This is a genomic window from Cognatundibacterium griseum (genome assembly GCF_014284195.1).
In the GTDB taxonomy this organism is placed as follows: domain Bacteria; phylum Pseudomonadota; class Gammaproteobacteria; order Burkholderiales; family Burkholderiaceae_D; genus Undibacterium; species Undibacterium griseum.
Genome location: NZ_JACOGC010000001.1, coordinates 1 through 24473 on the forward strand (window position 1 = coordinate 1; position 24473 = coordinate 24473).

General features: G+C 53.8%; 17 protein-coding genes. 10 read left to right on the top strand and 7 right to left on the bottom strand.

Annotation, left to right across the window (positions count from 1 at the left end):
• Positions 1-454: 454 nt before the first annotated feature.
• From H8K27_RS00005 to H8K27_RS00025, 5 genes are all read right to left on the bottom strand, one after another.
• Entirely contained in the window at positions 455-2902 is a 2448-nt protein-coding gene (locus H8K27_RS00005; RefSeq protein WP_186861206.1) for a DUF1631 family protein, read from the bottom strand.
• Positions 2903-3007: 105 nt separating this feature from the next.
• Entirely contained in the window at positions 3008-5593 is a 2586-nt protein-coding gene (locus H8K27_RS00010) for a DNA topoisomerase III (RefSeq protein WP_186861207.1), read from the bottom strand.
• A gap of 167 nt (positions 5594-5760) precedes the next feature.
• Positions 5761-6225: a Smg family protein gene (locus H8K27_RS00015; RefSeq protein ID WP_186861208.1), complete on the bottom strand. Its 465-nt coding sequence runs from the start codon at positions 6223-6225 to the stop codon at positions 5761-5763.
• 175 nt (positions 6226-6400) lie between these two features.
• Complete coding sequence (dprA, locus tag H8K27_RS00020) at positions 6401-7507, bottom strand: DNA-processing protein DprA (protein WP_186861209.1); 1107 nt, start codon at positions 7505-7507, stop codon at positions 6401-6403.
• A gap of 14 nt (positions 7508-7521) precedes the next feature.
• On the bottom strand, positions 7522-8649 hold the full coding sequence (locus tag H8K27_RS00025) for a LysM peptidoglycan-binding domain-containing protein (protein ID WP_186861210.1): 1128 nt from the start codon (positions 8647-8649) through the stop codon (positions 7522-7524).
• A 169-nt stretch (positions 8650-8818) separates the two neighbouring features.
• Here H8K27_RS00025 and def point away from each other — a divergent pair, with 169 nt between their 5' ends.
• The 4 genes from def (at position 8819) to H8K27_RS00045 (ending at position 11649) form a co-directional block, all read left to right on the top strand.
• Positions 8819-9346: a peptide deformylase gene (def, locus tag H8K27_RS00030; protein ID WP_186861211.1), complete on the top strand. Its 528-nt coding sequence runs from the start codon at positions 8819-8821 to the stop codon at positions 9344-9346.
• The gene (gene fmt, locus H8K27_RS00035) at positions 9343-10305 is read left to right on the top strand and encodes a methionyl-tRNA formyltransferase (RefSeq protein WP_186861212.1); all 963 of its coding nucleotides are present in this window, start codon (positions 9343-9345) and stop codon (positions 10303-10305) included. The genes def and fmt overlap by 4 nt, the downstream gene beginning before the upstream one ends.
• 205 nt (positions 10306-10510) lie before the next feature.
• Positions 10511-11083, top strand: a complete 573-nt coding sequence (locus H8K27_RS00040) for a hypothetical protein (RefSeq protein ID WP_186861213.1) — start codon at positions 10511-10513, stop codon at positions 11081-11083.
• Between the two features lie 59 nt (positions 11084-11142).
• Complete coding sequence (locus tag H8K27_RS00045) at positions 11143-11649, top strand: FlgO family outer membrane protein (RefSeq protein WP_186861214.1); 507 nt, start codon at positions 11143-11145, stop codon at positions 11647-11649.
• A gap of 134 nt (positions 11650-11783) precedes the next feature.
• Here the strand turns inward: H8K27_RS00045 and nhaR are convergent, their stop codons facing one another.
• Positions 11784-12689, bottom strand: coding sequence for a transcriptional activator NhaR (gene nhaR / locus H8K27_RS00050; protein WP_186861215.1), 906 nt, complete (start codon positions 12687-12689; stop codon positions 11784-11786).
• Positions 12690-12848: 159 nt separating this feature from the next.
• Between nhaR and H8K27_RS00055 the strand changes: the two genes are divergently transcribed.
• The 6 genes from H8K27_RS00055 to H8K27_RS00080 all read left to right on the top strand — a co-directional run bounded on the left by H8K27_RS00055 (position 12849) and on the right by H8K27_RS00080 (position 23663).
• Complete coding sequence (locus tag H8K27_RS00055; RefSeq protein WP_186861216.1) at positions 12849-13547, top strand: Bax inhibitor-1/YccA family protein; 699 nt, start codon at positions 12849-12851, stop codon at positions 13545-13547.
• A gap of 2 nt (positions 13548-13549) precedes the next feature.
• Entirely contained in the window at positions 13550-14506 is a 957-nt protein-coding gene (locus H8K27_RS00060; protein ID WP_230418757.1) for a TerC family protein, read from the top strand.
• Positions 14507-14901: 395 nt separating this feature from the next.
• Entirely contained in the window at positions 14902-18654 is a 3753-nt protein-coding gene (gene metH / locus H8K27_RS00065) for a methionine synthase (protein ID WP_186861217.1), read from the top strand.
• A 125-nt stretch (positions 18655-18779) separates the two neighbouring features.
• Positions 18780-19811, top strand: a complete 1032-nt coding sequence (locus H8K27_RS00070; protein ID WP_230418759.1) for a transporter — start codon at positions 18780-18782, stop codon at positions 19809-19811.
• 145 nt (positions 19812-19956) lie between these two features.
• Positions 19957-21231 carry an HD-GYP domain-containing protein gene (locus tag H8K27_RS00075; protein WP_186861218.1) on the top strand — a complete coding sequence of 425 codons (1275 nt, stop codon included), beginning with the start codon at positions 19957-19959 and terminating at the stop codon, positions 21229-21231.
• A complete protein-coding gene (locus H8K27_RS00080; RefSeq protein ID WP_186861219.1) occupies positions 21228-23663 on the top strand; it encodes a sensor domain-containing protein in 2436 nt (811 codons plus the stop codon). The genes H8K27_RS00075 and H8K27_RS00080 overlap by 4 nt, the downstream gene beginning before the upstream one ends.
• On the opposite strand, the gene H8K27_RS00085 is transcribed toward H8K27_RS00080, so the two are convergent.
• The gene (locus tag H8K27_RS00085; protein ID WP_186861220.1) at positions 23627-24391 is read right to left on the bottom strand and encodes a tetratricopeptide repeat protein; all 765 of its coding nucleotides are present in this window, start codon (positions 24389-24391) and stop codon (positions 23627-23629) included. The two genes, H8K27_RS00080 and H8K27_RS00085, sit on opposite strands and share 37 nt — an antisense overlap.
• Between the last annotated feature and the right edge of the window lie 82 nt (positions 24392-24473).

The following is a 24473-nucleotide window of genomic DNA, read 5'->3' on the forward strand; positions in this document are numbered from 1 at the left end:
TTTCTGAACTCCTTCTTGCGAAGGTGTCGCTCACTCAAAATACTGACAGTTCGGCTTCCATTGCTGAAAACCGTCTTGCTTTGTTATTTCTTGCGAACATTTGATATTTTTTAAGCATGCCGGCCAGTTACACTGACCGGTGCGCTTTCATCAAGTGCCCACATTTATTGACTGTTAATTGTTAAAGATCGCTGTCTTGTCTGCTGGCTTTTAGAGCTTGCTGGCGAAGCGTTTTGTTCGTCAGCAGCAGAGAAACGAGATTATGAACGACTTAACGCACACTGTCAACTACCCGGTTTAAACAATCATCGTCCCGGACAATGTTTGAATGACATGCCCCTCCGATCAATCATTCGCGGTACCAGAAAATAGACGCACTCAGCAACTGCTTACCAGCTTCGATGTCGTGTCATACCATCGAGGAGCAGCACTTTAAGCGCGTCATTTGGAAGAGTTACTTTTCCAATAATTCGGCAGAGCGGATCAGCGTATGAATAGCCCGCTCAAATAAGGGCGCCGTTTCAACCAGCTTTACTGCGCCTTGCTGGGATAGCGCCACGAAACCGGGGGCACTCAGGATAACCGGCACTTCCTGCCCCTCCACACTGAGGACGAAATTACTGTTATTGGGATTGACCCAGTTGATGCAGCCTTGTCCCATCAGATCCGGCATATTAAAAATTACAGGGGTGCCGCTTACCAAAGAACGCGGCAGCGCCTTGGATGATGGTGTTAATTTGACAGGTTCGGCAATACCAGCCATTTGCCCAGCCATCTCTTCTGCTGGCGATCCCTCGTTCAGCAAAATTGCCTCGACCCCGACTTTGGCCAACACGTCTCTCAGGTATACCAGCATTTCTGCATATTCCGCCTCAGTCAGATTAGCAGGTGGCATGACCGGCTGCTGTTGCAGGAATTCCCGAAATGCCTGACGCACCTCCGCCAGCGGCTCGGCCGGCATATCCCGTTCCGTTGTCCGCAGCGCGCGGCCATGCGCATCATTGAGCCAATTTAGTAAGGCATTCTGTTTGAACTGACTCCAGGACAGCAACTCCATCCCAAGCCTCAGGTCGGCCAGTAACTGCGGCAATCTCACCGACAGCTGAGTATTGTCTTCAGGGGACATCTTGGGCAACATGCTCCAGAGAATGTCGGGCACAAACATCCTGAGACGCCGGGCCAGCGCAGCATCACGCCGTTCGGCCATGTAAATGACGCGTATCCAATCATTTTCAAGGATATTGCGGAACTGATCCGGAACTGCGCGGGCACTCAGTATTCTTTTCAGTAAGGCAGCCGTTTGTACAAACTGGGTATAACGAATCTGGGCTTCCTCGATCGATTTAACGACACGCCGGATTTGTTTATTGTGGGATTTCAGTTCCCGTGAAACGAAAGTCTCAAAGCGATGATCAATCCGTTCAAACAATCCCGGCACACTGCAATCATGGCGCGCAAGGGTTTTGAAAATCCGGGTAATCTCTTCCTCCAGACGGGGATTGAAGGCCGGCAGGTGTTGGGCTCCGATGGTTACGGTACTGATTCTGTTCAAGAGTACTTGTGCAGGATGTTCCGGCTGATGCAGAAAATCCGGTTCCAGCAAAGCGAGCTGCAACAGCAGATAGGCCAGCCGCCCCAGTTCCGTGCGCAGGGAGACGGTCAGCAGAGGATCTTTCAGCACAGATGCCATCAACATTGCCATCATGTCGATCGTCATGGATTCTTTACCGGAATCCGCAAGCGCCATCAAGGCTGAACGCTGTTCATAAATCAGGTTGCGGACCTCATCCTCTTTCAGCATTTGAGAACAATCCGGCACCTGAGATTTGTGCATCTCTCCCAGTGTGCGGATGAGCTGGTCACCGTGGGCTGTCTGATCGACCTGATCAACCTCCCCGGACTTGCCGGTCACTGGCGCTGGTGTATTCCCAGCAAAAAACATTTGTGCCAGCTGATCGCGCAAACTGACTGCATGCGGCAACCAGTTTAAAGCCGAAGGTACATGTGCAACAGACTGCGGCATCTGCAGAGATACCTGTGATCCGGGGGCGGCCCGATCAGCCCGTAAAACCTGAAACAGGCGTTCCATGCTGATTGCAGACACGGGTTCCAGCGGCGGAAAATGAGTGCCACTCACTCCGCCTGCATAAGCGCCCGCAGACATCTCAGCAGATGGTGCATAACCGGCAGACGAGGTTGCACCATATCGGAATTCACTTGCCTGCTGACCGACAGGACTGATGCTCTCAGGCGCCTTATTAATCTTCAGCGTCAGCTGGGCATAAATACCTTGCTTTTCAAGGGCGGTATTTGCCTCCTGATAAATGGTGGCAACTTTTTCTTCCAGACATTGCCCCAGGTGTGTCACCAGTATGCCGGTCACCTCCTGATTCAGCCGCAAAGCGTCCACCGACTGGGAAAGCGCGCGCAATAACAGGTAGGGACGAAACGGATTTTCCCGCTCAATGATGTCATCCTGACCGAACAAAACCGCGATGCGGATATTCAGATCAATCAGTTCTTGTCCTGCCGCATCACGCAACAATTGCGTGAGGCTGTTAAAACGCAAAGAGTCTTCAAAAGCCGATGAATCGAGCAAACTCAGGGATTGTGCAGAAACGGATAAAGCAGATGAACTAGGGCGAAACGTCTGATAGGCCGTCTGCATGCTACGGTCAAGCAACTGCTGCATGTTTCCGCCGAGCAGCCGGAACAATTCTTCCCTGCGCTCCTGCAGCACAAGCCGTGCACTGAACACGTCCGCCTTTTCGCCTGCCGGATAATCAGTATCCGATTTCAGATACAGTGACTCAATCGCATTTGGAACAATATCGGTGACCGCGCGTTCAAAGGCATTGAAAAATGCCGTGCGGGTAATCGAGAGAATATCAGTCAGTGCCATCGGTGTTTTTTGATTGCCGGAAATGATCCATACAATATAACGAATCCGTCATCCACTGTACAACCCTAGGCACAAAGCGGTTATAAAACCTCAAAAACCTTCCGTTCAGGCCGCTTTTTTCTTGCGAACGGTTTTCTTTGGCGCGGCAGTTTCAGCAACAGCCTCCGCTTTGGCTGCCGCCGCCGCACCCGTCTTTTTGGCCGCCGGAGCCTTCGCCTTGCGCTCTTCAAATTCGAAGCTGACCTTGCCATCCTTCCCGCGCACCAGAAACGCTTTGAATGGACGGCGCGTGCGCTGAGAAACAAAGCCGGGCAACAAATCCGTTTTGCCATCGACCAGCAGCTTCGTCATCTGCTCAGGTAAAATTTCTTGCTGCAGAATGATACGTCCGCTGCGGAAATCACAAGCCTTGGGTTTGGCAACCGTTTTTTCGCACACGTAAGTCAGCCCCATTTCATACACGCCGCTACCGCATTTCGGACAAGGGCCAAGCGATTGCTGATCACTGAAATCGACGCCTTCGCCATCCTCACCCTCATCCTGGTTTTGTCCGAAATCGAATTCCAGCTTCAGATTATGGTGTTCCGTATCCGGCACGATCTTGAGTATGGCGGCAAACGGTCTTCCCATTTTGGAACGGAATCCCTGCAATGGACCGATCTCGCGTTTCGCCAGCAATTCCTCGACTTCTGCAACTTCAAACTGCCGGCTGCCAGGCGTTTTGCTCATGGAAAATTCGCACTTGGTACAGGCAAAACGACGGTAATTTTCCTTGACCACACCGCCGCAATGCGGGCAGGGCGTATGCAACGTGGCATAGTCGCCAGGGATGGTGTCGTTGTCGTATTCCTTTGCGCGTTTGACGATGATCTGTGTCATCTGGGCAATTTCACGCATGAATTCATCGCGGCTGATCTTGCCTTTTTCCATCTGCGACAGCTTGTATTCCCATTCGCCGGTCAGCTCAGGGGAAGTCAGCTCGTCAACGCCGAGGCCGCGCAGCAAAGTCATCAGCTGAAACGCTTTTGCGGTCGGCATCAGTTCGCGGCCTTCACGCAGTAAATATTTTTCGGTCAGCAAGCCTTCAATGATCGCCGCGCGGGTCGCCGGTGTGCCGAGCCCCTTGCCTGCCATCGCTTCACGCAGGTCGCCGTCATCGACCAGTTTACCGGCGCCTTCCATTGCCGACAGCAGGGTCGCTTCCGAATACCGTGCAGGCGGTTTAGTGACCAGACCATGTGCGGCAATTTCTTCGGTCAGGACTTTTTCGCCTTTGGCGACCGGCACCAGCGTGCCTTTGCCTTCGCCGTCTTTTTCTTCCAGCGCTTCCTTGCCGTAAATTGCCAGCCAGCCGGCATTCGTCATGACCTTGCCTTCGGTTTTGAACTGATGGCCGGAGACTTCGGTGATGCGGGTTGTGACCTGGAATTCGGCCGCCGGGAAAAACACTGCCATGAAGCGACGCGTCACCAGATCGTATAGCTTTTGCTCAGGTTCAGATAAATTTTTCGGTGCCTGGCCGGTCGGGATGATCGCAAAGTGATCGCTGATTTTGCTATTGTCAAAAATCCGCTTGTTCGGCTTGATCCATTTGTTTTTCAGAATCTGGGCGGCGAACTGCTGATAGTTGTGATTTTCAGAAACGGTTTCCAGAATCTGTTTCGTCGTTTCCAGATAGTCTTCCGGCAGATGCCGGGAATCGGTACGCGGATAGGTCAGTACCTTGTGTTTTTCGTACAGGGCTTGCGCCAGACCGAGGGTATTTTTGGCTGAAAAACCGAATCTGGCATTGGCTTCGCGCTGCAGGCTGGTGAGGTCGAATAAGGCCGGCGCCATCTGGGTCGCCGGCTTGGATTCCTCGGTCACCGTACCCTGACGGCTGCGGCAGGCTGCAACGATGGATTCCGCTGCCGCTTTGCTCCACAGACGTTCGGCTTTCTTTTCCGGGTCGTGTTCGTCCTTTTTGAATTGCGGGTCGAGCCAGCGTCCTTCGTAAATACCGGCGGCGCAGACGAACTCGGCACGGACTTCCCAGAAGTCGCGCGAGACGAATTTCTTTATCTTTTCTTCACGCTCAACCACAATCGACAAGGTCGGCGTCTGTACCCGGCCAACCGTGGTCAGATAAAAACCGCCTTCTTTTGAATTGAACGCCGTCATCGCGCGGGTGCCGTTGATGCCGATCAGCCAGTCGGCTTCGGAACGGCAGCGCGCCGCATCGGCCAGCGGCAGCATTTCCGCATCGCTGCGCAATTTATGAAAACCATCGCGGATCGCAGCCGGCGTCATCGATTGCAGCCACAGGCGCTGCACCGGCTGTTTGGCCTTGGCATGCTGCGCGATCAGCCGGAAAATCAGCTCTCCCTCGCGGCCCGCGTCGCAGGCGTTGATCATGTTTGCCACATCTTTACGCTTGATCAGCTTGGTCAGCACTTTCAGGCGCGATTCAGTTTTGGCGATCGGATTCAGCGCAAAATGCGGTGGGATCATCGGCAAATGGGTAAAACTCCATTTGCCGCGTTTGACGTCGTATTCTTCCGGAACGGTAATTTCGAGCAAATGACCAACCGCGGAAGACAGCACGTAGTCGTCAGATTCAAAAAAGTCATCATGCTTGGTGAAGCCCCCCAGCGCTTTCGCAATGTCAGCGGCAACGGAGGGTTTTTCGGCAATGATGAGCGTTTTTGTCATTTCGGAGTTCTCGAATAGTTTTTTGTGCCGCAAAAATGTCTAATAAACAACATTTTTACAAAATAAGCGTAAGACTAACCTAAATCAACGCGGAATGATAAACGTGCAGACCGGAAAATCGCGTTCTGGACACGATTTTTGTCAGAAATCTCCGATTCACGAAAAGATTAATGCAAAAGACGCGGGGCACTGTCGTCATCTGACAACAATAACTCATCAAACATCAGCATATCGGGCTCGGCACCCTGACTCCACAGCATCATCAGGACAATGATCCGCAATTTATCCAACGGTAGCGGCGACTCGTTGACGGCCAGCGCCCGTTCGATCACGATTTCGCGCTGGATCGGAGTCAGCAGGCCTGCAGACTCCAGAAACTGGATAAATCCGATGGCGGACATGCCCAGTGCAATCTGTTCCGGCTGGGCATAAATCCGGAAGCCCTGGGAAGTCCAGGTGGGAGTCTGTGTCTGCTGATTGGTATTGGCCAGGCCTGTGAGCCAGTCAATGGCTTCAGAAATTTCATCTTCGGGAAAGCCGACAGCAGACAGTTTTTTGACCAGCGCCGCCGTGTCCGGACAGGCATCAGGACGATAATACGTTTCGTAGAGGTAAACAAGAATATCAAACATGCCCCTACTCTATCTGCTGAACGCTTTTCAAACAAGCCCCCTGCTCAGATATCCCCGCCTGATAGGGCGTTATCACAGCATAAAGGGGGAGTATCTTTCCTTTTCGACCAGAGCTCCGCATATCGACTGGCTATCCCAATATACTCCCTGGGAGTATATTGGGATACAACTTTGCTCAGCCCAGACGGCGGTAGAAGCCGCCGGGCAAGGATTCCAGTTCGCCTGCCAGTTCCAGCGCCAGCAGCTGGCTGCTGAGTTCGGCAATCTCCAGCCCGCTGCGCATAGCCAGCACATCCAGCGGCAGAGGATCAAACCCCATCACAGTCAGCAAGGCCGGTACATCGGCAGTCTGTAATGCAGCATCGTTCTGGCTGGCAGGCGCTGCCTGCGGTATCGCAGTCAAAAAATAGTCCGGGAGTTCGTCAAGAATATCCTGTGCAGTTTCCACCAGTTTCGCGCCTTGCCTGATCAGCTGATGACAACCTTTTGCCAGCGGAGAATGGATAGAACCCGGAATCGCAAACACATCCCGCCCCTGTTCGGCAGCCATGCGGGCTGTAATCAGGGAACCGGACTGCGCCGCTGCCTCCACCACCAGCACGCCTTTGGACAAACCGGAAATAATCCGGTTGCGACGAGGGAAATTACTGGCAATCGCTGGCGTTCCCAGTGGGTATTCACTCACAAGACAGCCCGTTTCGGCGATCTGATGCGCCAGACTGCGGTGCCGGGCCGGATAGACAATATCGGCGCCGGTACCGATCACGGCAATTGTGGAGCCTGCACCGCGCAATGCTCCCTGATGTGCCGCCGCGTCGATGCCGGCAGCCAGACCGGAAACCACCGTCAGCCCTGCCTGACTCAGTGCCTCGGCGAATTGCGCCGCATCACGGACACCCTGCGTACTGGCATGGCGGCTGCCGACCATGCCAATGCCAGCTGCGCGTAACAGTTCCACGCGGCCTTTCACATATAAGATCAGCGGAGGATCAGGAATTTCGAGCAGGTCAGAGGGATAGCGCGGGTCGGCGCGGGTCAGCACCTGATTCCCGGCTACGGCACACCAATCCTGTATGCGTCCGTGCAGCTGCTGCAACGCTGGGTCCGGGGCGTTCAGCAAGGCGGCCGTCACTCTGGCGGATACCACGCTGCGCAAGGCATCCGGGCTGGCCGTAAAAATGGCTTGCGGGGTTCCGAATGCGGAAAGCAATTGTGCCGCCGTCGCCGGGCCAACGCCCGACGTCTGCTCCAGCCGGAGCCAGGAGAAGAAATCCTGTTCCATCCGGACGTCAGGAATTACTGCTGTGGAGAACGTGCGACGTCGCCCACTTTGACAAAATCAGTCACCTGCATCACCAGACCGTAAGAAATCGTGTCAAAAACACGGAAAATAAACACATTGCCATAATGCACATCCGGCAATTTGATCTTGCGGTTATTATCCGTACGGTCATTCATCACCTGTCCGTAGCGCTCCAGCGACAGCACTGTCCCGAGATCGAGCCCATGCTCCCGTCCGCGGTTGATGGCGATAATCTGGTTCTGGCCCGCTACCGAAACACCGCCGTATACACTGACGACGCGCGCATTGACCTCATCGGCCGGAGGATGCGGCACATAACTCAGGATCGGCGTCGGCGGAATCGGCAGCAAACGGTCGCCGATCGACATTTCTTCTTTGGTATTCACCACGCTGAACGTGTGTACGTCACTACGTTCGGTGTCGTCCGGTTCACGCACCAGCTTGACGGTACCGACAAAAGCAGCTTCATAGCCAATCACACTGCCGTTATCCGGATCTTTCAGCGGTACGCCAGGGCGAAATACCTGGAACGAGGTACCACCATCGAGATCGCCACGGACATACGCCGTTTCGCCCTGCCCCAGATTGACGCGGCTCTCGCTGGCCGAAACGATACGCGGCGTCCGCTCCAGCACTGACGGCTCGACAATCAGCGGCTGCGACAAGAACGGCTCAATCGCAGAAGCCGGAATCGACGGAATCGCATTCGTGCCCAGACCTTGCACCCGCGAACGCGGGGACAGTTTCACCGTTGGCACACCGCCCTCCATGCCGGAGGAGCCGGTGGCATTCGCCAGCCGCAAACGCTGATTGGCCCGGTCAAAATAAATAATCTGCCCCGGATAGATCCAGTGGGGGTTACGGATTTCTTCCCGGTTCATCCCCCATACCTGCGGCCAGCACCAGGGATTCCGGATAAACTGCCCGGCGATTCCCCACAGCGTGTCGCCGCTGACAACCTCATGTTTATCCGGTGCATCCGGCAAAAACGCGCATTGACTGCTGCGGGCAATCGCCTGTGCCTGGGCTGTGGTCGCCTCGCCGGGCGCTGCCAGCGCGAGACTGGTCATCACTGGCAAACCACCAGCGAGAAAAGCGGCTATTGTGCTAAACTTTTTCATGAACATGATCCGATGCAAAGTGCTGCAAAACAGCAAACTGGCCCGCAGACACCTGCGTACAGGCGGCAGCTTGCAAAACTTGCCAAATTGAATCAAATTCTGCCCATAAATCCTTGAACTAGCAAGAAAAACAGCGCAATAGCCATCCTGGTTTGTTGTGAAATGTCTTATGTCTATATTAAATATTTTGCGTTATCCCGATCCGCGCCTGCATAAAGTGGCCAAACCAGTCACCGTTTTTGACGCACGGCTCAAGCAACTGGTGGCTGATATGGCCGAAACCATGTACGAAGCGCCGGGCGTTGGTCTGGCAGCAACCCAGGTCGATGTACATGAGCAACTGGTGGTGATTGACGTATCGGAAACAAATGACCAGCTGCAGGTATTCATCAATCCTGAAATCATCTGGGCCAGCGCAGAAAAAAAGGTCTATGACGAAGGCTGCCTGTCGGTGCCCGGCATTTATGACGGCGTAGAACGCCCGGCTGAAGTCAAAGTCCGCGCGCTGGATGCCGACGGCAATTCATTTGAAATCCATGCAACGGATTTGCTGGCGGTCTGCATCCAGCACGAAATGGATCATCTGAAAGGCAAAGTGTTTGTTGAATACCTGTCGCCACTGAAGCGTAACCGCATCAAAACCAGACTGCAAAAAGAAGAGCGGGAAATGCAGAAAAAATCGGGTGAGCGCCGATGAAAGTCATTTTCGCCGGCACACCGGAATTTGCTGCCGTCGCCCTCAAAGCCCTGCATGAAGCGGGATTCACCATCCCGTTAGTGCTCACTCAGCCAGATCGCCCTGCTGGGCGTGGTATGCAATTGCAGGCTTCTGCTGTGAAGCAGTACGCCATCACGCACGGTATCCCAGTTGCACAGCCACAATCGCTGAAACTGGACGGTAAATATCCTGAGGCGGCAGCGCAGGCGCATGCACTGCTGCGGGAAACCGAACATGATGTCATGGTGGTCGCCGCCTACGGCCTGATCTTGCCCTTATCGGTATTACAGATCCCGCGTCTGGGCTGTCTCAACATTCATGGCTCGCTGCTGCCGCGCTGGCGCGGTGCCGCCCCGATCCATCGCGCCATCGAAGCAGGCGACCATGAAACCGGCATCACCGTCATGCAGATGGAAGAAGGTCTGGATACCGGCCCGATGCTGCTCAGGCAAAGTCTCGCCATTGAAGAAAACGACACGACCGGCAGCCTGCATGCCAAACTGGCGACCCTCGGTGGCCAAATGATCGTGCAAGCGCTGAAGCAACTTGAACAGCAGGCATTACCGTCAACCGTCCAGCCAGAAAACGGTGTGACGTATGCCGCCAAAATCAGCAAAGAAGAAGCCGCACTGGATTTCCGCCTCACGGCATCGCAAATCGCCCGGAAAATCCGCGCATTCACCCCATTTCCCGGCACCCACGCCGCATATCAGGGACAAACGATCAAAATCTGGGCCGCAGAAGCACTCAGCATGCAGTCAGATCAACCCGCCGGACAGATACTCAGCGCCCACCCACACGACGGCGTTCTGGTCGCCTGCGGCCAAGGCGTGCTGAAACTCACCGAACTACAAAAACCGGGTGGAAAACGCTTGCCTGCAGCGGAATTTTTGCAGGGATTTCCGCTTGCATCAGGAACCTGTTTCACAACGTTTTAAGTTCGCTTGCAGCAAAAAAACGACATTTCGGAGGAAATAACGACCGAAATCATCAGCTTAATCAAAAATTAATTCTGTTAGTTATTGGTTAGAAGCAAATTCTTTGTTCCCAGATAAGACTTGTTGTATGCTCTTAGGCTGTTTATCAGCCTCACCGGACTTCTCGGGCCGGGACTCAACAGCAGTAAGTTAAAAAGGTAAGCGCATGAAGAAATTGGTTTCTGTTGTCGTTGCTTCTTTATTGGTAACGGCATGCTCCACGCCGTTACAGCAAGGCAGTTCTGCTAACAATGCCGATGGCAAACATGCCGATCTGCAAGTGGTTTCAAACTGGTTATTAATTGCCAAGGACGTAGCAGATCAGATCAAGCTCGGCACGGACAAAATTGGCGCGCCTGTTTATGTGACGCCACCGGTCAATCCCAGCAATTTCAGTCAGGCGTTTTATACGCAGGTGGTCACCTCTCTGGTCAATCAGGGCGTACTGGTACGTAAGTTCAATGATGGCACCGCGCAAATTATTGATATTGATACGCAACTGGTGCGTTTTTCTTCCGAACGTCAGGTTAACCGGCGCTTCCTCGGTATTCCGGTCGCAGGCAATGGTAGCGGGACAACAGCGGCAACGCCCGCCTATGAAATCATTGTCACGACTTCACTGGTCAAAAATTCTCAGTATGTAGCACGTCGTACAGACGCTTATCCAGTTAATGAATATGACGCCTCGCTGTATAACAGGGATGGCGGGTTTAATTTTAAAGTCACCGGGGGACAATAATGATGAAGAAGCTTGTAATTGCAATCGGCTGCGGTCTGCTGTTCAGCGCATGTTCTAACATGAGCCTGGTAAACACTCCGCCGGCTTCTTCCGGAGTGATGTCCTGGAAAGAAGCTGAATCCAATGAATTTATCCCCATGAACCAGAAGGCCGCTAGCGCGCTGATTACCGCTGCCGGAGCAAGCCTGGATAAATCCCGTCCACTGATCGTTGCCACCCTTGCCAATATCAACGCCCTGGAAGAATCCTCGCCATTTGGGCGGATTGTGGCGGAACAGGTATCCGGACAATTCACCCGTTCCGGCTATCCGATGCTGGAAATGAAATTCCGCGATAAAGTTTTCATCAAACAAAATGTCGGTGAGTTGCTGTTGACCCGTGAGATTAAAGAAGTTGCGCAAAATCACAGTGCACAGGCCGTGATTGTCGGCACTTACGCAGAGAGTGAAAAGCTGGTTTTCGTTAATCTGAAACTGATTCGTCCTGGCGACAATATTGTGCTCAGCACTTACGATTACGCCGTTCCGATGGACCGGACAGTCAAATCGCTGCTCGGTCGCCGCTGATTACACACCAACGGCATCAAGCACACTGGCTTTACAGTCATCCGAATGCACCTGATTTTTCAGGTGCATTTTTCTTTTACACCTCTAAACCGGGGGTGTTTCAACAACAGCCCCGCATAACCGGGCTGCCCAGGTTATGCGGGTTGCGTCCAGTTCTGCTGGGCAGCCTGGCTGATGGCTAATACGGCAGGATGTGTCAATTTGCGCTGGACCGAGATGGCATAGAACTGCTCCCAGATTTCATCGGTCTGCCCGATCAGCTGCACATCGTATTGCCGCATCACCATACTGGCAATGACTGTCGGTGCCGCAAAAATCCCGGCGCCAGCCTGACCGAATGCGCTCATGAGCGCACTGTCATCAAATTCTCCGGCAATCCGGGGATGCAGTTCATGCTGATCTAGCCACTGCAGCAAGCGGGCCCGCAGTGCGGCATCCTCCCCCGGCAACAGAAAAGCTGCGCCTTCCAAGCACGCCGGAAAACCGGAACTGAGTTGCTGTTTTAAGCCAGCCGTGGCAAAGAAACTGATGCCGGACTCACCCAGCAGATGGCTGTAGGCACGCACACTGGCAGTGGCGGGCATCGGACTGTCTGACAGCACCACATCGAGTTTGTGTGCGGCCAGCTCCCCCAGCAAGATTTCCAGTTTTCCTTCACGACAATTGATGCGCAGCGTCTGTGGCAATTGCAGGGCCGACTCTAGCAGACGGTAGGCCACCGTTTTCGGTAAAGCATCCGATACACCCACCCGCAACTGCAGGGTGCGCTCTGTCGGACGGTGGTGTAAGACCTCCTCCAGCTCCTGTCCCAGCGTGAAGATTTCATCGGCATAGCTCAGCACCAGGCGTCCGGCTTCGGTCAGCGCCAGATTTCTGCCATTTTTGCGAAACATCGCTTCGCCCTGCATTTCTTCAAACAAACTCAACTGCGCGCTGATGGTCTGCGGTGTCAGATGCAGCTGCTCGCTGGCGCGGGCGATGCTGCCGGCTTTTGCCACAACCCAGAAATAATGCAGATGCTTGTAGTTCAATGTTGGCATTTGCCTTAACTCATCGATTTTTACGAAGTATTCATCAATTATATTCGACTTTTATTGTTCATCATCCGCCGCTACACTGAATGAGCCTTTATAAAAAAGGTTTTTCAGGCGCATACCCTGCCGACCCTGGCAAGCGCTTTCCAATTTCAGGAGAAAAGCATGAGAATTCTGAATCGCTCTCTGGGCCGCACCGCTGCCCGTGATGTGCAGACCGTTGACTATACCGATATTGGCGCAACGGACAGCCACCGGGTGTTACGCAATACCTATCTGTTACTGTCGATGACGCTGCTGTTTTCCGCGCTGACGGCTGCAGCGACGATCACATTCGCGATTCCCGGTCCCGGCATGTTCCTGACCCTGATCGTCTATTTTGGTCTGCTGTTTGCCACCAACAGGCTGCGCAACAGTGCCTGGGGAATTCTTACTGTCTTTGCGCTGACCGGCTTCATGGGCTACACCCTGGGCCCTGTCCTCAGTCATTATCTGCACATGCAGGGCGGCACCGGCATCGTGATGTCGGCAATGGGCATGACGGGCCTGATCTTTCTCGGATTATCGGCCTATGTGCTGGTCAGCAAACGTGATTTCAGCTTCATTGGCGGCTTTCTGATCGCCGGCATGCTGGTCGCGCTGGCTGCCAGCCTGGGTGCGGTCTTCTTCCAGATTCCAGCGTTGTCGCTGACGATTTCAGCGGTCATGGTGCTGCTGATGTCCGGCATGATTCTGTTTGAAACCAGCAACATCATTCACGGCGGCGAAACCAATTACATCATGGCGACCGTCAATCTGTATGTGACGCTGTTTAACCTGTTCACCAGCCTGCTGCAATTGCTGGGCGTCATGGAAAAAGAGTAAATATGCTGCATTCTGTTGCCCAGCCCTGGATGTGGGTGGTTTTTATCGGTTTTGTGCTGACCATGCTGGCGGTCGATGTCATCGCCCTCGGCGGCTCACGTGCACACAAAGTGAGTCTCCGCGAGGCCGCCGCCTGGTCAGTGGTCTGGGTCAGTCTGGCGCTCGCGTTTGATTTCGGCTTGTGGCTGTATCTGACAGAAACTATTGGCCGCGAGGCGGCAACCGCCAGGGCAATGGAATTCCTGACCGGCTATGTGATCGAAAAATCGCTGTCGGTCGATAATATCTTCGTGTTTTTAATGATTTTCGGGCATTTTGCGGTTCCGCCCCACTACCAGCGCAAAGTGCTGCTGTACGGGGTACTGGGAGCAATCGTGATGCGCATCATCATGATTCTGGCCGGCAGCTGGGTGGTATCGCAATTTGCCTGGGTACTGTATCTGTTTGGTATTTTCCTGGTCATCACCGGCCTGCGCATGCTGGTCTCCAGCGAACAGGAGCCCGATCTGGAAAATAATCCGCTGCTGAAACTGGCGAAAAAACTGCTGCCCTTCACACCGGAATTTCATCAGGAAAAATTCAGCTTCCGGCAGCATGGCAAACGGGTATTTACCCCTTTGCTGCTGGTACTGATCTTAATCGAAGTGTCCGATGTGGTGTTTGCCGTGGATTCCATCCCTGCGATTTTCGCAGTCACGACCGATCCGTTCATCGTGTTCACCTCGAATATTTTCGCCATCATGGGCTTGCGCGCGCTGTATTTCCTGCTGGCGGACATGGCGGACCGTTTTCATTTGCTGAAATTTGGCCTGGCATTCGTGCTGATGTTTGTCGGTCTCAAAATGCTGATCGTGAAATGGGTGCATATTCCCACAGATGTCTCCCTGATGGTCATCGGCGCCATACTGTGCAGCGCCATTACCGCCAGCCTGTTTGTGACACGCCATAAAAAACATTGACATAGCAGCACATCAGCCTGATTTATGCATTCCCTTTGGGTATATCTTTCTTGCGAGGATATGCCCTTTTTTTATTTTCTTTCTGCAAAGAGTTTGTCGTTTTTCCGTAAAATTCATAAGCATCTGCCCAAAATGTATAAACAAAATTTGGCAAAACCTTGCCCTGGCGGGTCCAAGCCCTTGATTTGACGTATAATTTACCATCCAGCGCCGATTTGAGATTCAGATTGCGGGCGCATAATAAATGCTGCTAAAAGGACCCGACCCGATCCGCCTGCATGCATCAGCCGATCGGGTTTTTTATTTTCAGGACGCAAAGCGCAGCAGTCTGGATGACTGACTGCGGCGATCATCCGCCGCACCGTGCCCGCCTCCTTGTTGAACGAGTAAACATCATGACTACAACTGTGCCTGTCTCTGCTACCGAAACCCGTTTGCGCTCCCTGCTGCAACAACGCATCCTGATTCTGGATGGCGCGATGGGCACCATGATCCAGCGTTACAAGCTGACCGAAGCCGATTACCGTGGCGAGCGTTTTCAACACTTCACCGGCCCCGAAGGCGTGCGCGAGCTGTTCGTCAAAGGGAATAATGAATTACTGTCGCTGACCCGCCCCGATGTGATCGCTGAAATCCACGAACAATACCTGGCCGCCGGTGCCGATCTGATTGAAACCAATACCTTCGGCGCCACCACGGTCGCGCAGGACGACTACCACATGGCGCATCTGGCGTATGAGATGAACGTGGAATCGGCCAGAATTGCACGCGCAGCCTGCGATAAATACTCGACGCCGGACAAGCCGCGCTTTGTCGCGGGCGCGCTGGGGCCGACCCCAAAAACTGCCTCCATCTCACCAGATGTGAATGATCCGGCGGCGCGTAATGTCACGTTCGACCAACTGGTGACGGCTTATCACGAACAGGTGCGCGGCCTGGTTGATGGCGGCGCCGATGTGCTGCTGGTCGAGACCATCTTCGATACGTTGAACTGTAAAGCCGCGCTGTTCGCTATCGATCAGTACTTCGAGGAAAGCGACCAGCGTTTGCCGATCATGATTTCCGGTACCGTCACCGATGCTTCCGGCCGTATCCTGTCAGGACAAACAGTGCCCGCTTTCTGGAACTCTGTACGTCATGCCAAACCGCTCACCATCGGCCTGAACTGTGCGCTCGGCGCCACGCTGATGCGTCCGTATGCCGAAGAATTATCCAAGATCGCCGATACCTTTGTCTGTATCTATCCGAATGCGGGTCTGCCTAACCCCATGAGCGACACGGGCTTTGACGAACTGCCGGCCGACACCTCCGCCCTGCTCAAGGAATTCGCCGAAGCCGGTTTCATCAACATTGCCGGTGGCTGCTGCGGCACCACGCCAGCGCATATCAAGGCCATCGCCGATCTGCTGCAAACTCAGGCGCCACGCCAGTTGCCGCAAATCGCACCGGCCATGCGCCTGTCCGGGCTGGAGCCATTCACCATTGATGAACACAGCCTGTTCGTCAATGTCGGTGAGCGTACCAACGTCACCGGCTCCAAAGCCTTTGCCCGTCTGATCCTCAACGAGCAATACGATGAAGCGCTGGCGGTTGCGCGTCAGCAGGTGGAAAACGGTGCCCAGATCATCGACATCAATATGGATGAAGCGATGCTTGATTCGCTGGCAGCGATGACGCGCTTCCTGAATCTGATTGCATCGGAACCCGATATTGCGCGCGTCCCTATCATGATCGACTCCTCCAAATGGTCAGTGATCGAAGCGGGTCTGAAATGCGTGCAGGGTAAGGCGATCGTGAACTCGATCTCCATGAAAGAAGGCGAAGCCGAATTCCTGCGTCAGGCCACGCTGTGCAAACGCTATGGTGCAGCCGTGATCGTGATGGCATTCGACGAAACCGGTCAGGCCGATACCTATGCGCGTAAGACGGAAATCTGCGAACGCGCTTACCGTCTGCTGGTGGATCAGATTCAGTTCGATCCTCAGGATATTATTTTTGATCCGAATATCTTTGCGGTCGCGACCGGTATCGAAGAACACAATAACTACGCGGTAGACTTTATTGAAGCGACGCGCTGGATACGTCAGCATCTGCCGGGTGCCAAAATCAGCGGCGGCGTATCAAATGTGAGCTTCTCTTTCCGCGGCAATGATCCGGCACGCGAAGCCATCCATACCGTGTTCCTGTATCACGCGATTCAGGCTGGCATGACCATGGGCATTGTGAATGCGGGCATGATAGGGGTGTACAGCGAGCTCGATCCTGAACTGCGCGAACGGGTCGAGGACGTAGTGCTGAACCGGCGCGATGATGCAACTGAGCGCATGATCGAATTCGCCGCCACCCTCAAAGCCGGCGGTAAAAAAGAAGAAGCGACGCTGGAATGGCGCAACGACCCGGTTGAAAAACGCCTGGCCCACGCGCTGGTACACGGCATCACACAATGGATCGTGGAAGACACCGAACAGGCGCGCCAGCAATTTGAGCGCCCGATTCAGGTGATCGAAGGCCCGCTGATGGATGGCATGAACATCGTCGGCGATCTGTTCGGACAGGGCAAAATGTTCCTGCCACAGGTAGTCAAATCGGCGCGTGTAATGAAGCAGGCGGTGGCGCATCTGGTGCCCTTCATCGAAGAAGAAAAGAAACGCAGCGGCGACCACAAACCGAAAGGCAAAATCGTGATTGCCACCGTCAAAGGCGACGTGCATGACATCGGCAAAAACATCGTGACCGTGGTCCTGCAATGTAATAACTTTGAAGTGGTGAACATGGGTGTGATGGTGCCCTGCTCAGAAATCCTGGCCAAAGCCAAGGCGGAAAATGCCGACATCATCGGCTTGTCCGGTCTGATCACGCCATCACTCGAAGAAATGGCCTATGTCGCCAAAGAGATGCAGCGCGATCCGCATTTCCGCATGATGAAGATCCCGCTGCTGATCGGCGGTGCCACCACCAGCCGCGCCCATACCGCCGTCAAGATTGCACCGAATTACGAAGGTCCGGTGGTGTATGTGCCGGATGCCTCGCGCTCGGTATCGGTTGCGCAGTCGCTGCTGACACCGGAAAGCCGGGAACAATACATCGCCGAACTCGGCAGTGATTACGACCGCATCCGTACCCAGCACGCAAACAAAAAAACCACGCCGATGCTGACGCTGGAACAGGCACGTGCCAATAAAATGCGCGTCTCGTTCACTGGCGCTGACGCACCGGTCAAACCGAAATTCATCGGCCGCCGCTTGTTCAAAAACGTCGATCTGGCTACCATCGCCAACTACATCGACTGGGGTCCGTTCTTCCAGACCTGGGATCTGGCCGGACCGTTCCCGGCCATCCTGAGCGACGAGATCGTCGGCGATGCCGCGAGCAAGGTGTATGCCGAAGGCCAGGCCATGCTGAAAAAAATCATCGAAGGCCGCTGGCTCACCGCCAATGGTGTGATCTCACTGCTGCCTGCCAACAGCGTCAACGAAGACGATATCGAAATCTATACCGATGACAGCCGCAGCGAAGTCGCATTCACCTATTACGGCGTGCGCCAGCAGACCGAAAAGCCGGTGGTGGATGGCCCCGATGGACAAAAAATCCAGCGCCCGAATCAATGCCTGGCCGACTTCATCGCACCAAAAGCCAGCGGTATCGCAGATTACATAGGGATGTTTGCCGTGACCGCTGGTCTGGGTATAGAAAAACACGAAAAGCGCTTTGAAGACGCGCATGACGACTACAGCAGTATCATGCTCAAATCGCTGGCTGACCGTCTGGCCGAAGCGTTTGCCGAATACCTGCATGAGCGCGTGCGTAAAGACCTGTGGGGTTATGCAGCGGATGAGCAATTGAGTAATGAAGATCTGATCCGCGAAAATTATCGCGGCATCCGCCCGGCTCCCGGCTATCCGGCCTGCCCGGAACACACCGTCAAAACGGCCATGTTTGCGCAAATGCAGTGCCAGGATATCGAGATGTATGTGACCGAATCCTGGGCCATGATTCCCGGTGCTGCAGTGTCCGGTTTTTACTTTGCTCATCCGGCGTCCAAATACTTCAGCGTCGGTAAAATCGGGGATGACCAGGTCAGCGACATGGCTGCGCGCCGCGGCGTGGCCAAAGAAGACGTGGAACGCTGGCTGGCACCGAACCTGTAAACATTTTTCCGGTCGCGGACTGCAGTTCCTGTGACCGAACTGTGACCGGAACATCGATGTTGTTCCAGACGAAATATTTTTTTTATGCACTGAACACTGCCTTACAATAGCAGCTACGTCATTGCATGAGAAATGAAATGGTGCTGGATAATTTATCGTACGGTTCCGATCAGTCTGGTCTGGTGTGTGGTTACCTGTTTGAGCGCGGACAGGCCGGACGGGCGTTACCGACCCATGAAGCACTGGAATGGCTGCACCAGCCGCATCATGCCAAAGAAAACAGCTTCATCTGGCTACACTTCAATCTGAGCAATGTCGCCGCTGAAAAATGGCTGCACGAACATCTGCAATTGCCGCAGGAGTTTTACGAAACCCTGCATGAAGGCTCGCGCTCCAGCCGCATCGAACACGCCGGTCATAATCTGATCGCGGTGATCAATGACGTTCTGCATGATTTTTCCTTTGAAGCATCCGATATCGCCACACTCTGGCTCAGCGTTACCAGCAATGTCATGATCAGCGCGCGGCGTAAGCCTTTGCAGGCGATCGACCGCCTGCGCAATGCGGTGAATCGCGGCGAATCATTTCATTCTCCGGGTGCGCTGCTGATTCATCTGCTGCATGATCAGGGTGACGTGCTGGTCGGTATCGTGCGCGAAGTCGTCCGCAAGATTGACGAGATCGAAGACACGCTGCTGGCCGACCGGCTCAATCATAAACGCGCTAATCTCGGCGCCATCCGGCGGGTATTGGTACGTCTGCAGCGCCTGCTGGCGCCGGAGCCGGCTGCCTTGTTCCGCTTATTGCAAAAACCTCCGGTCTGGCTGGAAGAACACGACGTGCAGGAATTGCGTCAGTCCACCGAGGAATTTGCCGTAGTACTGAGCGATATGGCAGCGTTGCAGGAGCGCATAAAATTATTGCAGGAAGAAATCGCCGCCAGTGTCAATGAACAAAATAACCGTTCATTATTTGTCCTGACCGTCGTCACCGTTCTGGCATTACCGATTAATATGATTGCCGGTCTGCTGGGAATGAACGTAGGCGGCATTCCATTGTCACAGCATGAGCACGGATTCTGGATTATCGTCGCTATCGTGGTGACCTTTACTTTTATGGCCGGCTGGCTGGCATTCCGTAACAGGGATAGAGACTGAAATTTATTCCCCTTTGCCAGATCATTCGATGTTTGCACGATAAAAAGTCAAATCAATAAAAAAATTCGCTTTTTTAGATGTTTAATGATAAATATACAACTAGACGATTCATTGCAATATTTCCCGGTTTTCTTTGACGGATACCATGGCTGATATCCATACACAGTTCATCGACCTTTCCCAGTTGCGGGTAGGGATGTTCATTTATCTCGACGTGGGCTGGATGGATCATCCATTCCCGGTCAGCAATTTTAAAATCAGCAGCCAGGAACAGATTGATTCCATACGCTCACTGGGTATAGAACGTATCCGTTATGCCCCCGACCGGAGCACGCCTGTGGTGGCGGAAACGGAAAAAAACGAATCTGCCGTCAATTCCAAGCCTGAAGAAACACCGGAAGAAACCGCCGTCAGAAAACGGCGCGACCTGCTTGCCAGCCAGGCTGCCAGCCTGCAGGTCTGTGAACGCCAGTTCAACCATGCAGCACAGACATTCAAGCAGATTACCGATGTGGTACACGCGCAGCCGGCCTTTGCCAAGCAGCTCACCGAGCAGCTGATACAGGGCTTTCTCGGCCAGATACTGGGAGAAGACGAAGCAGCAATCCGTCTGCTGTCCGAAAAGGCCGGGGAAAAAACCTCGCTGCATTCGATTAATGTGACCGTCATTTCCCTGCTGCTCGGCAAAGCATTAAATCTCAGCAAAACAGACATGCTGAATCTGGGTGTCGGAGCGCTGGTGCATGACATCGGGAAAATCGAACTGCCTGACCGCCTGCGCTGGATGGATGAGCATTTCACTTCGGCAGAAAAACAGATTTACCATGAGCATGTGATGCACAGCGTCAATCTGGCGCGCAAAATGGATCTGGCACCGAACTCCATGCTGCTGATGGCGCAACATCACGAACATTTTGATGGCAGCGGCTATCCGAGCCGGATTCCGGGTGAAAAAATGTCGCCGCTCAGCCGGATCGTCGCCCTGGTGAATCATTACGATAATCTCTGCAACCCGACGAATCCGGCACAGGCGATTACACCGCATGAAGCCCTGTCACAGATATTCACCCAGTACAAAGCGCACTTCCATGTCCCGACACTGACTTCCTTCATCCGCATGATGGGTATTTACCCGCCCGGCTCCGTCGTGCAGCTGACGGACCAGCGCTATGCACTGGTGGTCTCCGTCAATTCCTCACGTCCCATCAAGCCCAAAGTAGTGATTCACGACACATCGGTCAACCGGGAGGAAGCGCTGGTGATTAATCTCGAACATGAACAGCAGCTCTGCATCCACCGCAGCCTTCGTCCGGTGCAGCTGCCAAGAGCTGCCTATGATTACCTGTCGCCACGCAAGCGTCTCTGCTATTTCTTTGAGCGGGGTATGGAAGCCGACGATGCGGCTGAAAGCCAGTCATGAAACCGCATCAGCTGCAGGCGCTCATCGAAGGCATGCTGGAAGCAGTGATTCTGGTTGATCCGATCAGTCTGCGCATTGTTGCCGCCAATCATTCGGCACATCAGTTACTGAAAGTTCCGGAAAACAGCCTGCGCGACAAAGGTATCGTCGAACTGACCGCCGCGCCGGAAGACCTGTTTTTCTGGGAAGACGTCGCTGCCGGTTTATCTGAAAACATTTATTCGGAAACATTGCTGGAATGTGCCGACAAAACCGTGATCCAGGTTGAGCGCCGGGTCAAACTGGTGCGCGTCGGTATGGACACCTCTATCTTTGTAGTCGCAATCCGTGACCGGACCAGCCAGAAACAGACTGAGAATGAACTGGAAAAACTGATTGCCGAACTGCGGGCCACGCTGGAATCCACCGCCGACGGCATCCTGGTGACCGATCTGAACGGCGGTATACGGAGTTATAACCATCTATTCGCAAATCTGTGGGGGCTGCCTGACGAACTGATGACGCAGCGCGACGATCAGGCGATTTATGCCTGGATGGACAAATGCATGATCGATCTGGTGCATTACAGCGAACGCCTGGACATGATTGCGCGCACGCCGCTGATGGAAGCCAGCGATGTGCTGGTGCTGCGTTCAGGAAAAATTCTTGAGCGCGTGACCTTGCCTCAGTACGCCCGCGGCAGACCGATCGGCCGGGTTTTTTCTTTCCGCGACATGACGCAGAAAGTCACGGACGATGTACGTCTGCAACTGGCCGCCAAGGTTTTTGAATCCAGCACCGACGCCATCTTCGTTACCGATGCCGATCAGAAAATCATTACCACCAACCCCAGTTTTGAAACACTGAGCAGTTATTCCGAACTGGACATGCGGCAAAAAACACCGCGTGATTTTTTCGGGAAAGAAAGCGATGTCACGCTGATTGACCAGTTGCTCGATAAGCTGGAAAAAGAAGGTGCCTGGGAAGGTGAACTCTGGAACCGCCGCAAAGATGGTTCCGCTTATCTGGCGATGGTCACACTGGTCAAAGTGCAGGATGAGCTCGGTAATACGCTGCATTACATCGGCTTTCTGAAAGACCGCACAGAAACCCACGCGGCCAAGCAAAAAATCGAGGAACTGGCGTTTTCCGACGCGCTCACCGGCCTGCCAAACCGCCTGTTGCTGTCCGAACGGATTCACCAGTGTATTACGATTTCCAGCAGAAATCACAGCACCTTTGCCCTGCTGTTTCTTGACCTCGATCACTTCAAGCAGATCAACGATGCGCTTGGCCATCCTTTCGGTGACCGGGTTTTATTGCAGGTCACCGAGCGTCTGCAGCGCTGTGTCCGGCAGGTCGATACGGCGGCGCGCCTGGGCGGGGATGAATTTATCCTGCTGCTGCATGAAGCCGATGCAAACGGTGCTGAAATCTGCGCCCAGCGGGTGCTGGAAGAACTGGCGACGCCCTTCAATCTGGATGGCATGAATTTTACGGTGACCGCCAGTATCGGGATTGCGCTGTACCCGGATGACGGCACCAGCATGGATGATCTGATCAAAAATGCAGACAGCGCCATGTATCACGTCAAGGAACGGGGGCGTTCCGATTTCCGCTTTTATCAGCGCCAGATGAACATCGGCCTGCTGTCCCGCATGAAACTCGATCACGCTATGCGGCAGGCGCTGGAGCACCAGTTATTCCGTCTGCATTACCAGCCCCAGATCAATTTGCATACCGGTGAAATTTTTGGCGTCGAAGCCTTATTGCGCTGGAACGATAAGGATCTGGGCGAAATCAGCCCGAGCCAGTTTATTCCGATCGCCGAAGAGTCCGGCGTGATCGTGCCGATCGGTCAGTGGGTCATTCAGCATGCGATACGTCAGGCGGCACAGTGGAATCAGGCCGGCCATGTGCTGCGCATGGGATTCAATGTATCAACGCTGCAATTCCAGCAGGCGAATTTTGTTGACCTGATTGCCACCACGCTGGCGGAAAATCAGCTCAGTCCGGACCGGATTGAACTGGAACTGACCGAATCGGTCCTGATCCGCGATGTCGATGAAAATCTGAAGAAACTCGAATCGCTGGCAAAACTGGGGGTGAAGTTATCGATTGATGATTTCGGGACCGGTTATTCCAGCCTCAGTTATCTGAAGCGTTTTCCGATTCACAAACTGAAAATCGACCGCTCTTTTGTCGACGATCTGCCGCAGGATGACAGTGATGTCGCCATCGTTACCGCAATTATTCATCTGGCACATGCCTTAAAACTGCAGGTGATTGCCGAAGGTGTGGAAACGGAAGAGCAAAAAGAGTTTTTGCAGACGATGCATTGCGATGAATATCAGGGCTATCTGTTTTCACCCGCAATTTCTGCTGAAGAATTTGAGCAACAATTTCTTTCGAAAACTCAGAGACCAGACTGCCAGTTGCGCGTCTCGTCCTGAATTTCGGCGATCTGTTCGGCAGTCAGTGTGGCATTGACCAGATCGCGGCTGTCAATCGCCTTGCTGCCGACATGAATGCTGGCCATGATCAGGTACTGGTAAGCAAGCAGCGTATCCTGTGCAACGCCGCAACCATACAGATAATGCCGTCCCAGCTCGAACTGGGCAGACGATAATCCCTGATGCGCCGCCTGCTGCAGCCAGCGCACTGCCATCGGCTCATTTCTGGGAATACCGGATCCGTGGCTGTACAACAAGGCAAGATGATACTGGGCGCTGGCATTTCCCTGCGCAGCGGCCTCCTGATACCAGACCGCAGCATCTGCGTCACTGCGGCTGACGGCCTTTCCGGTTTCGTACAGATAACCCAGCATGAATTCCGCAGCACTGAAGTCCTGACGAGCGGCTTGCTGTAACAACTGGAATGCCCTGGCATCATCCTCCATCTCAATACCGCTGGTCAGGTACAGCAATCCCAGATTGGTCTGCGCCCCGGGATGTCCCTGTTCCGCTGCCCGCTCCAGCCACATCCTGGCTTCGTCCAGATTCTGGTAACCGAAATCGCCATTCATATAAGACAGAGCCAGTGCATTCTGTGCCTGCGTATCTCCCAGCAATGCCCAGTGCTGGATCTGGTAGGCATCTTCATCCAGATCATCATCACCGACCGCTGTTGCGCACGAAGACATGATTGCGATAGCCAAGAAAACATGGCGCCACTTTTTCATGATTTTCTCCTGCGATTCATTTTTTTCAATGATGTTACGTCGCCCCGGCTGACCGGCATATTTCCGTCCTGACTGTTTCAGT

Excerpts from the sequence above, each read along its gene's own strand:
- H8K27_RS00005 (WP_186861206.1), bottom strand. The coding sequence starts at position 2,902 with ATGGCACTGACTGATATTCTCTCGATTACCCGCACGGCATTTTTCAAT.
- H8K27_RS00010 (WP_186861207.1), bottom strand. The coding sequence starts at position 5,593 with ATGACAAAAACGCTCATCATTGCCGAAAAACCCTCCGTTGCCGCTGAC.
- H8K27_RS00015 (WP_186861208.1), bottom strand. The coding sequence starts at position 6,225 with ATGTTTGATATTCTTGTTTACCTCTACGAAACGTATTATCGTCCTGAT.
- dprA (WP_186861209.1), bottom strand. The coding sequence starts at position 7,507 with ATGGAACAGGATTTCTTCTCCTGGCTCCGGCTGGAGCAGACGTCGGGC.
- H8K27_RS00025 (WP_186861210.1), bottom strand. The coding sequence starts at position 8,649 with ATGAAAAAGTTTAGCACAATAGCCGCTTTTCTCGCTGGTGGTTTGCCA.
- def (WP_186861211.1), top strand. The coding sequence starts at position 8,819 with ATGTCTATATTAAATATTTTGCGTTATCCCGATCCGCGCCTGCATAAA.
- fmt (WP_186861212.1), top strand. The coding sequence starts at position 9,343 with ATGAAAGTCATTTTCGCCGGCACACCGGAATTTGCTGCCGTCGCCCTC.
- H8K27_RS00040 (WP_186861213.1), top strand. The coding sequence starts at position 10,511 with ATGAAGAAATTGGTTTCTGTTGTCGTTGCTTCTTTATTGGTAACGGCA.
- H8K27_RS00045 (WP_186861214.1), top strand. The coding sequence starts at position 11,143 with ATGAGCCTGGTAAACACTCCGCCGGCTTCTTCCGGAGTGATGTCCTGG.
- nhaR (WP_186861215.1), bottom strand. The coding sequence starts at position 12,689 with ATGCCAACATTGAACTACAAGCATCTGCATTATTTCTGGGTTGTGGCA.
- H8K27_RS00055 (WP_186861216.1), top strand. The coding sequence starts at position 12,849 with ATGAGAATTCTGAATCGCTCTCTGGGCCGCACCGCTGCCCGTGATGTG.
- H8K27_RS00060 (WP_230418757.1), top strand. The coding sequence starts at position 13,550 with ATGCTGCATTCTGTTGCCCAGCCCTGGATGTGGGTGGTTTTTATCGGT.
- metH (WP_186861217.1), top strand. The coding sequence starts at position 14,902 with ATGACTACAACTGTGCCTGTCTCTGCTACCGAAACCCGTTTGCGCTCC.
- H8K27_RS00070 (WP_230418759.1), top strand. The coding sequence starts at position 18,780 with ATGAGAAATGAAATGGTGCTGGATAATTTATCGTACGGTTCCGATCAG.
- H8K27_RS00075 (WP_186861218.1), top strand. The coding sequence starts at position 19,957 with ATGGCTGATATCCATACACAGTTCATCGACCTTTCCCAGTTGCGGGTA.
- H8K27_RS00080 (WP_186861219.1), top strand. The coding sequence starts at position 21,228 with ATGAAACCGCATCAGCTGCAGGCGCTCATCGAAGGCATGCTGGAAGCA.
- H8K27_RS00085 (WP_186861220.1), bottom strand. The coding sequence starts at position 24,391 with ATGAAAAAGTGGCGCCATGTTTTCTTGGCTATCGCAATCATGTCTTCG.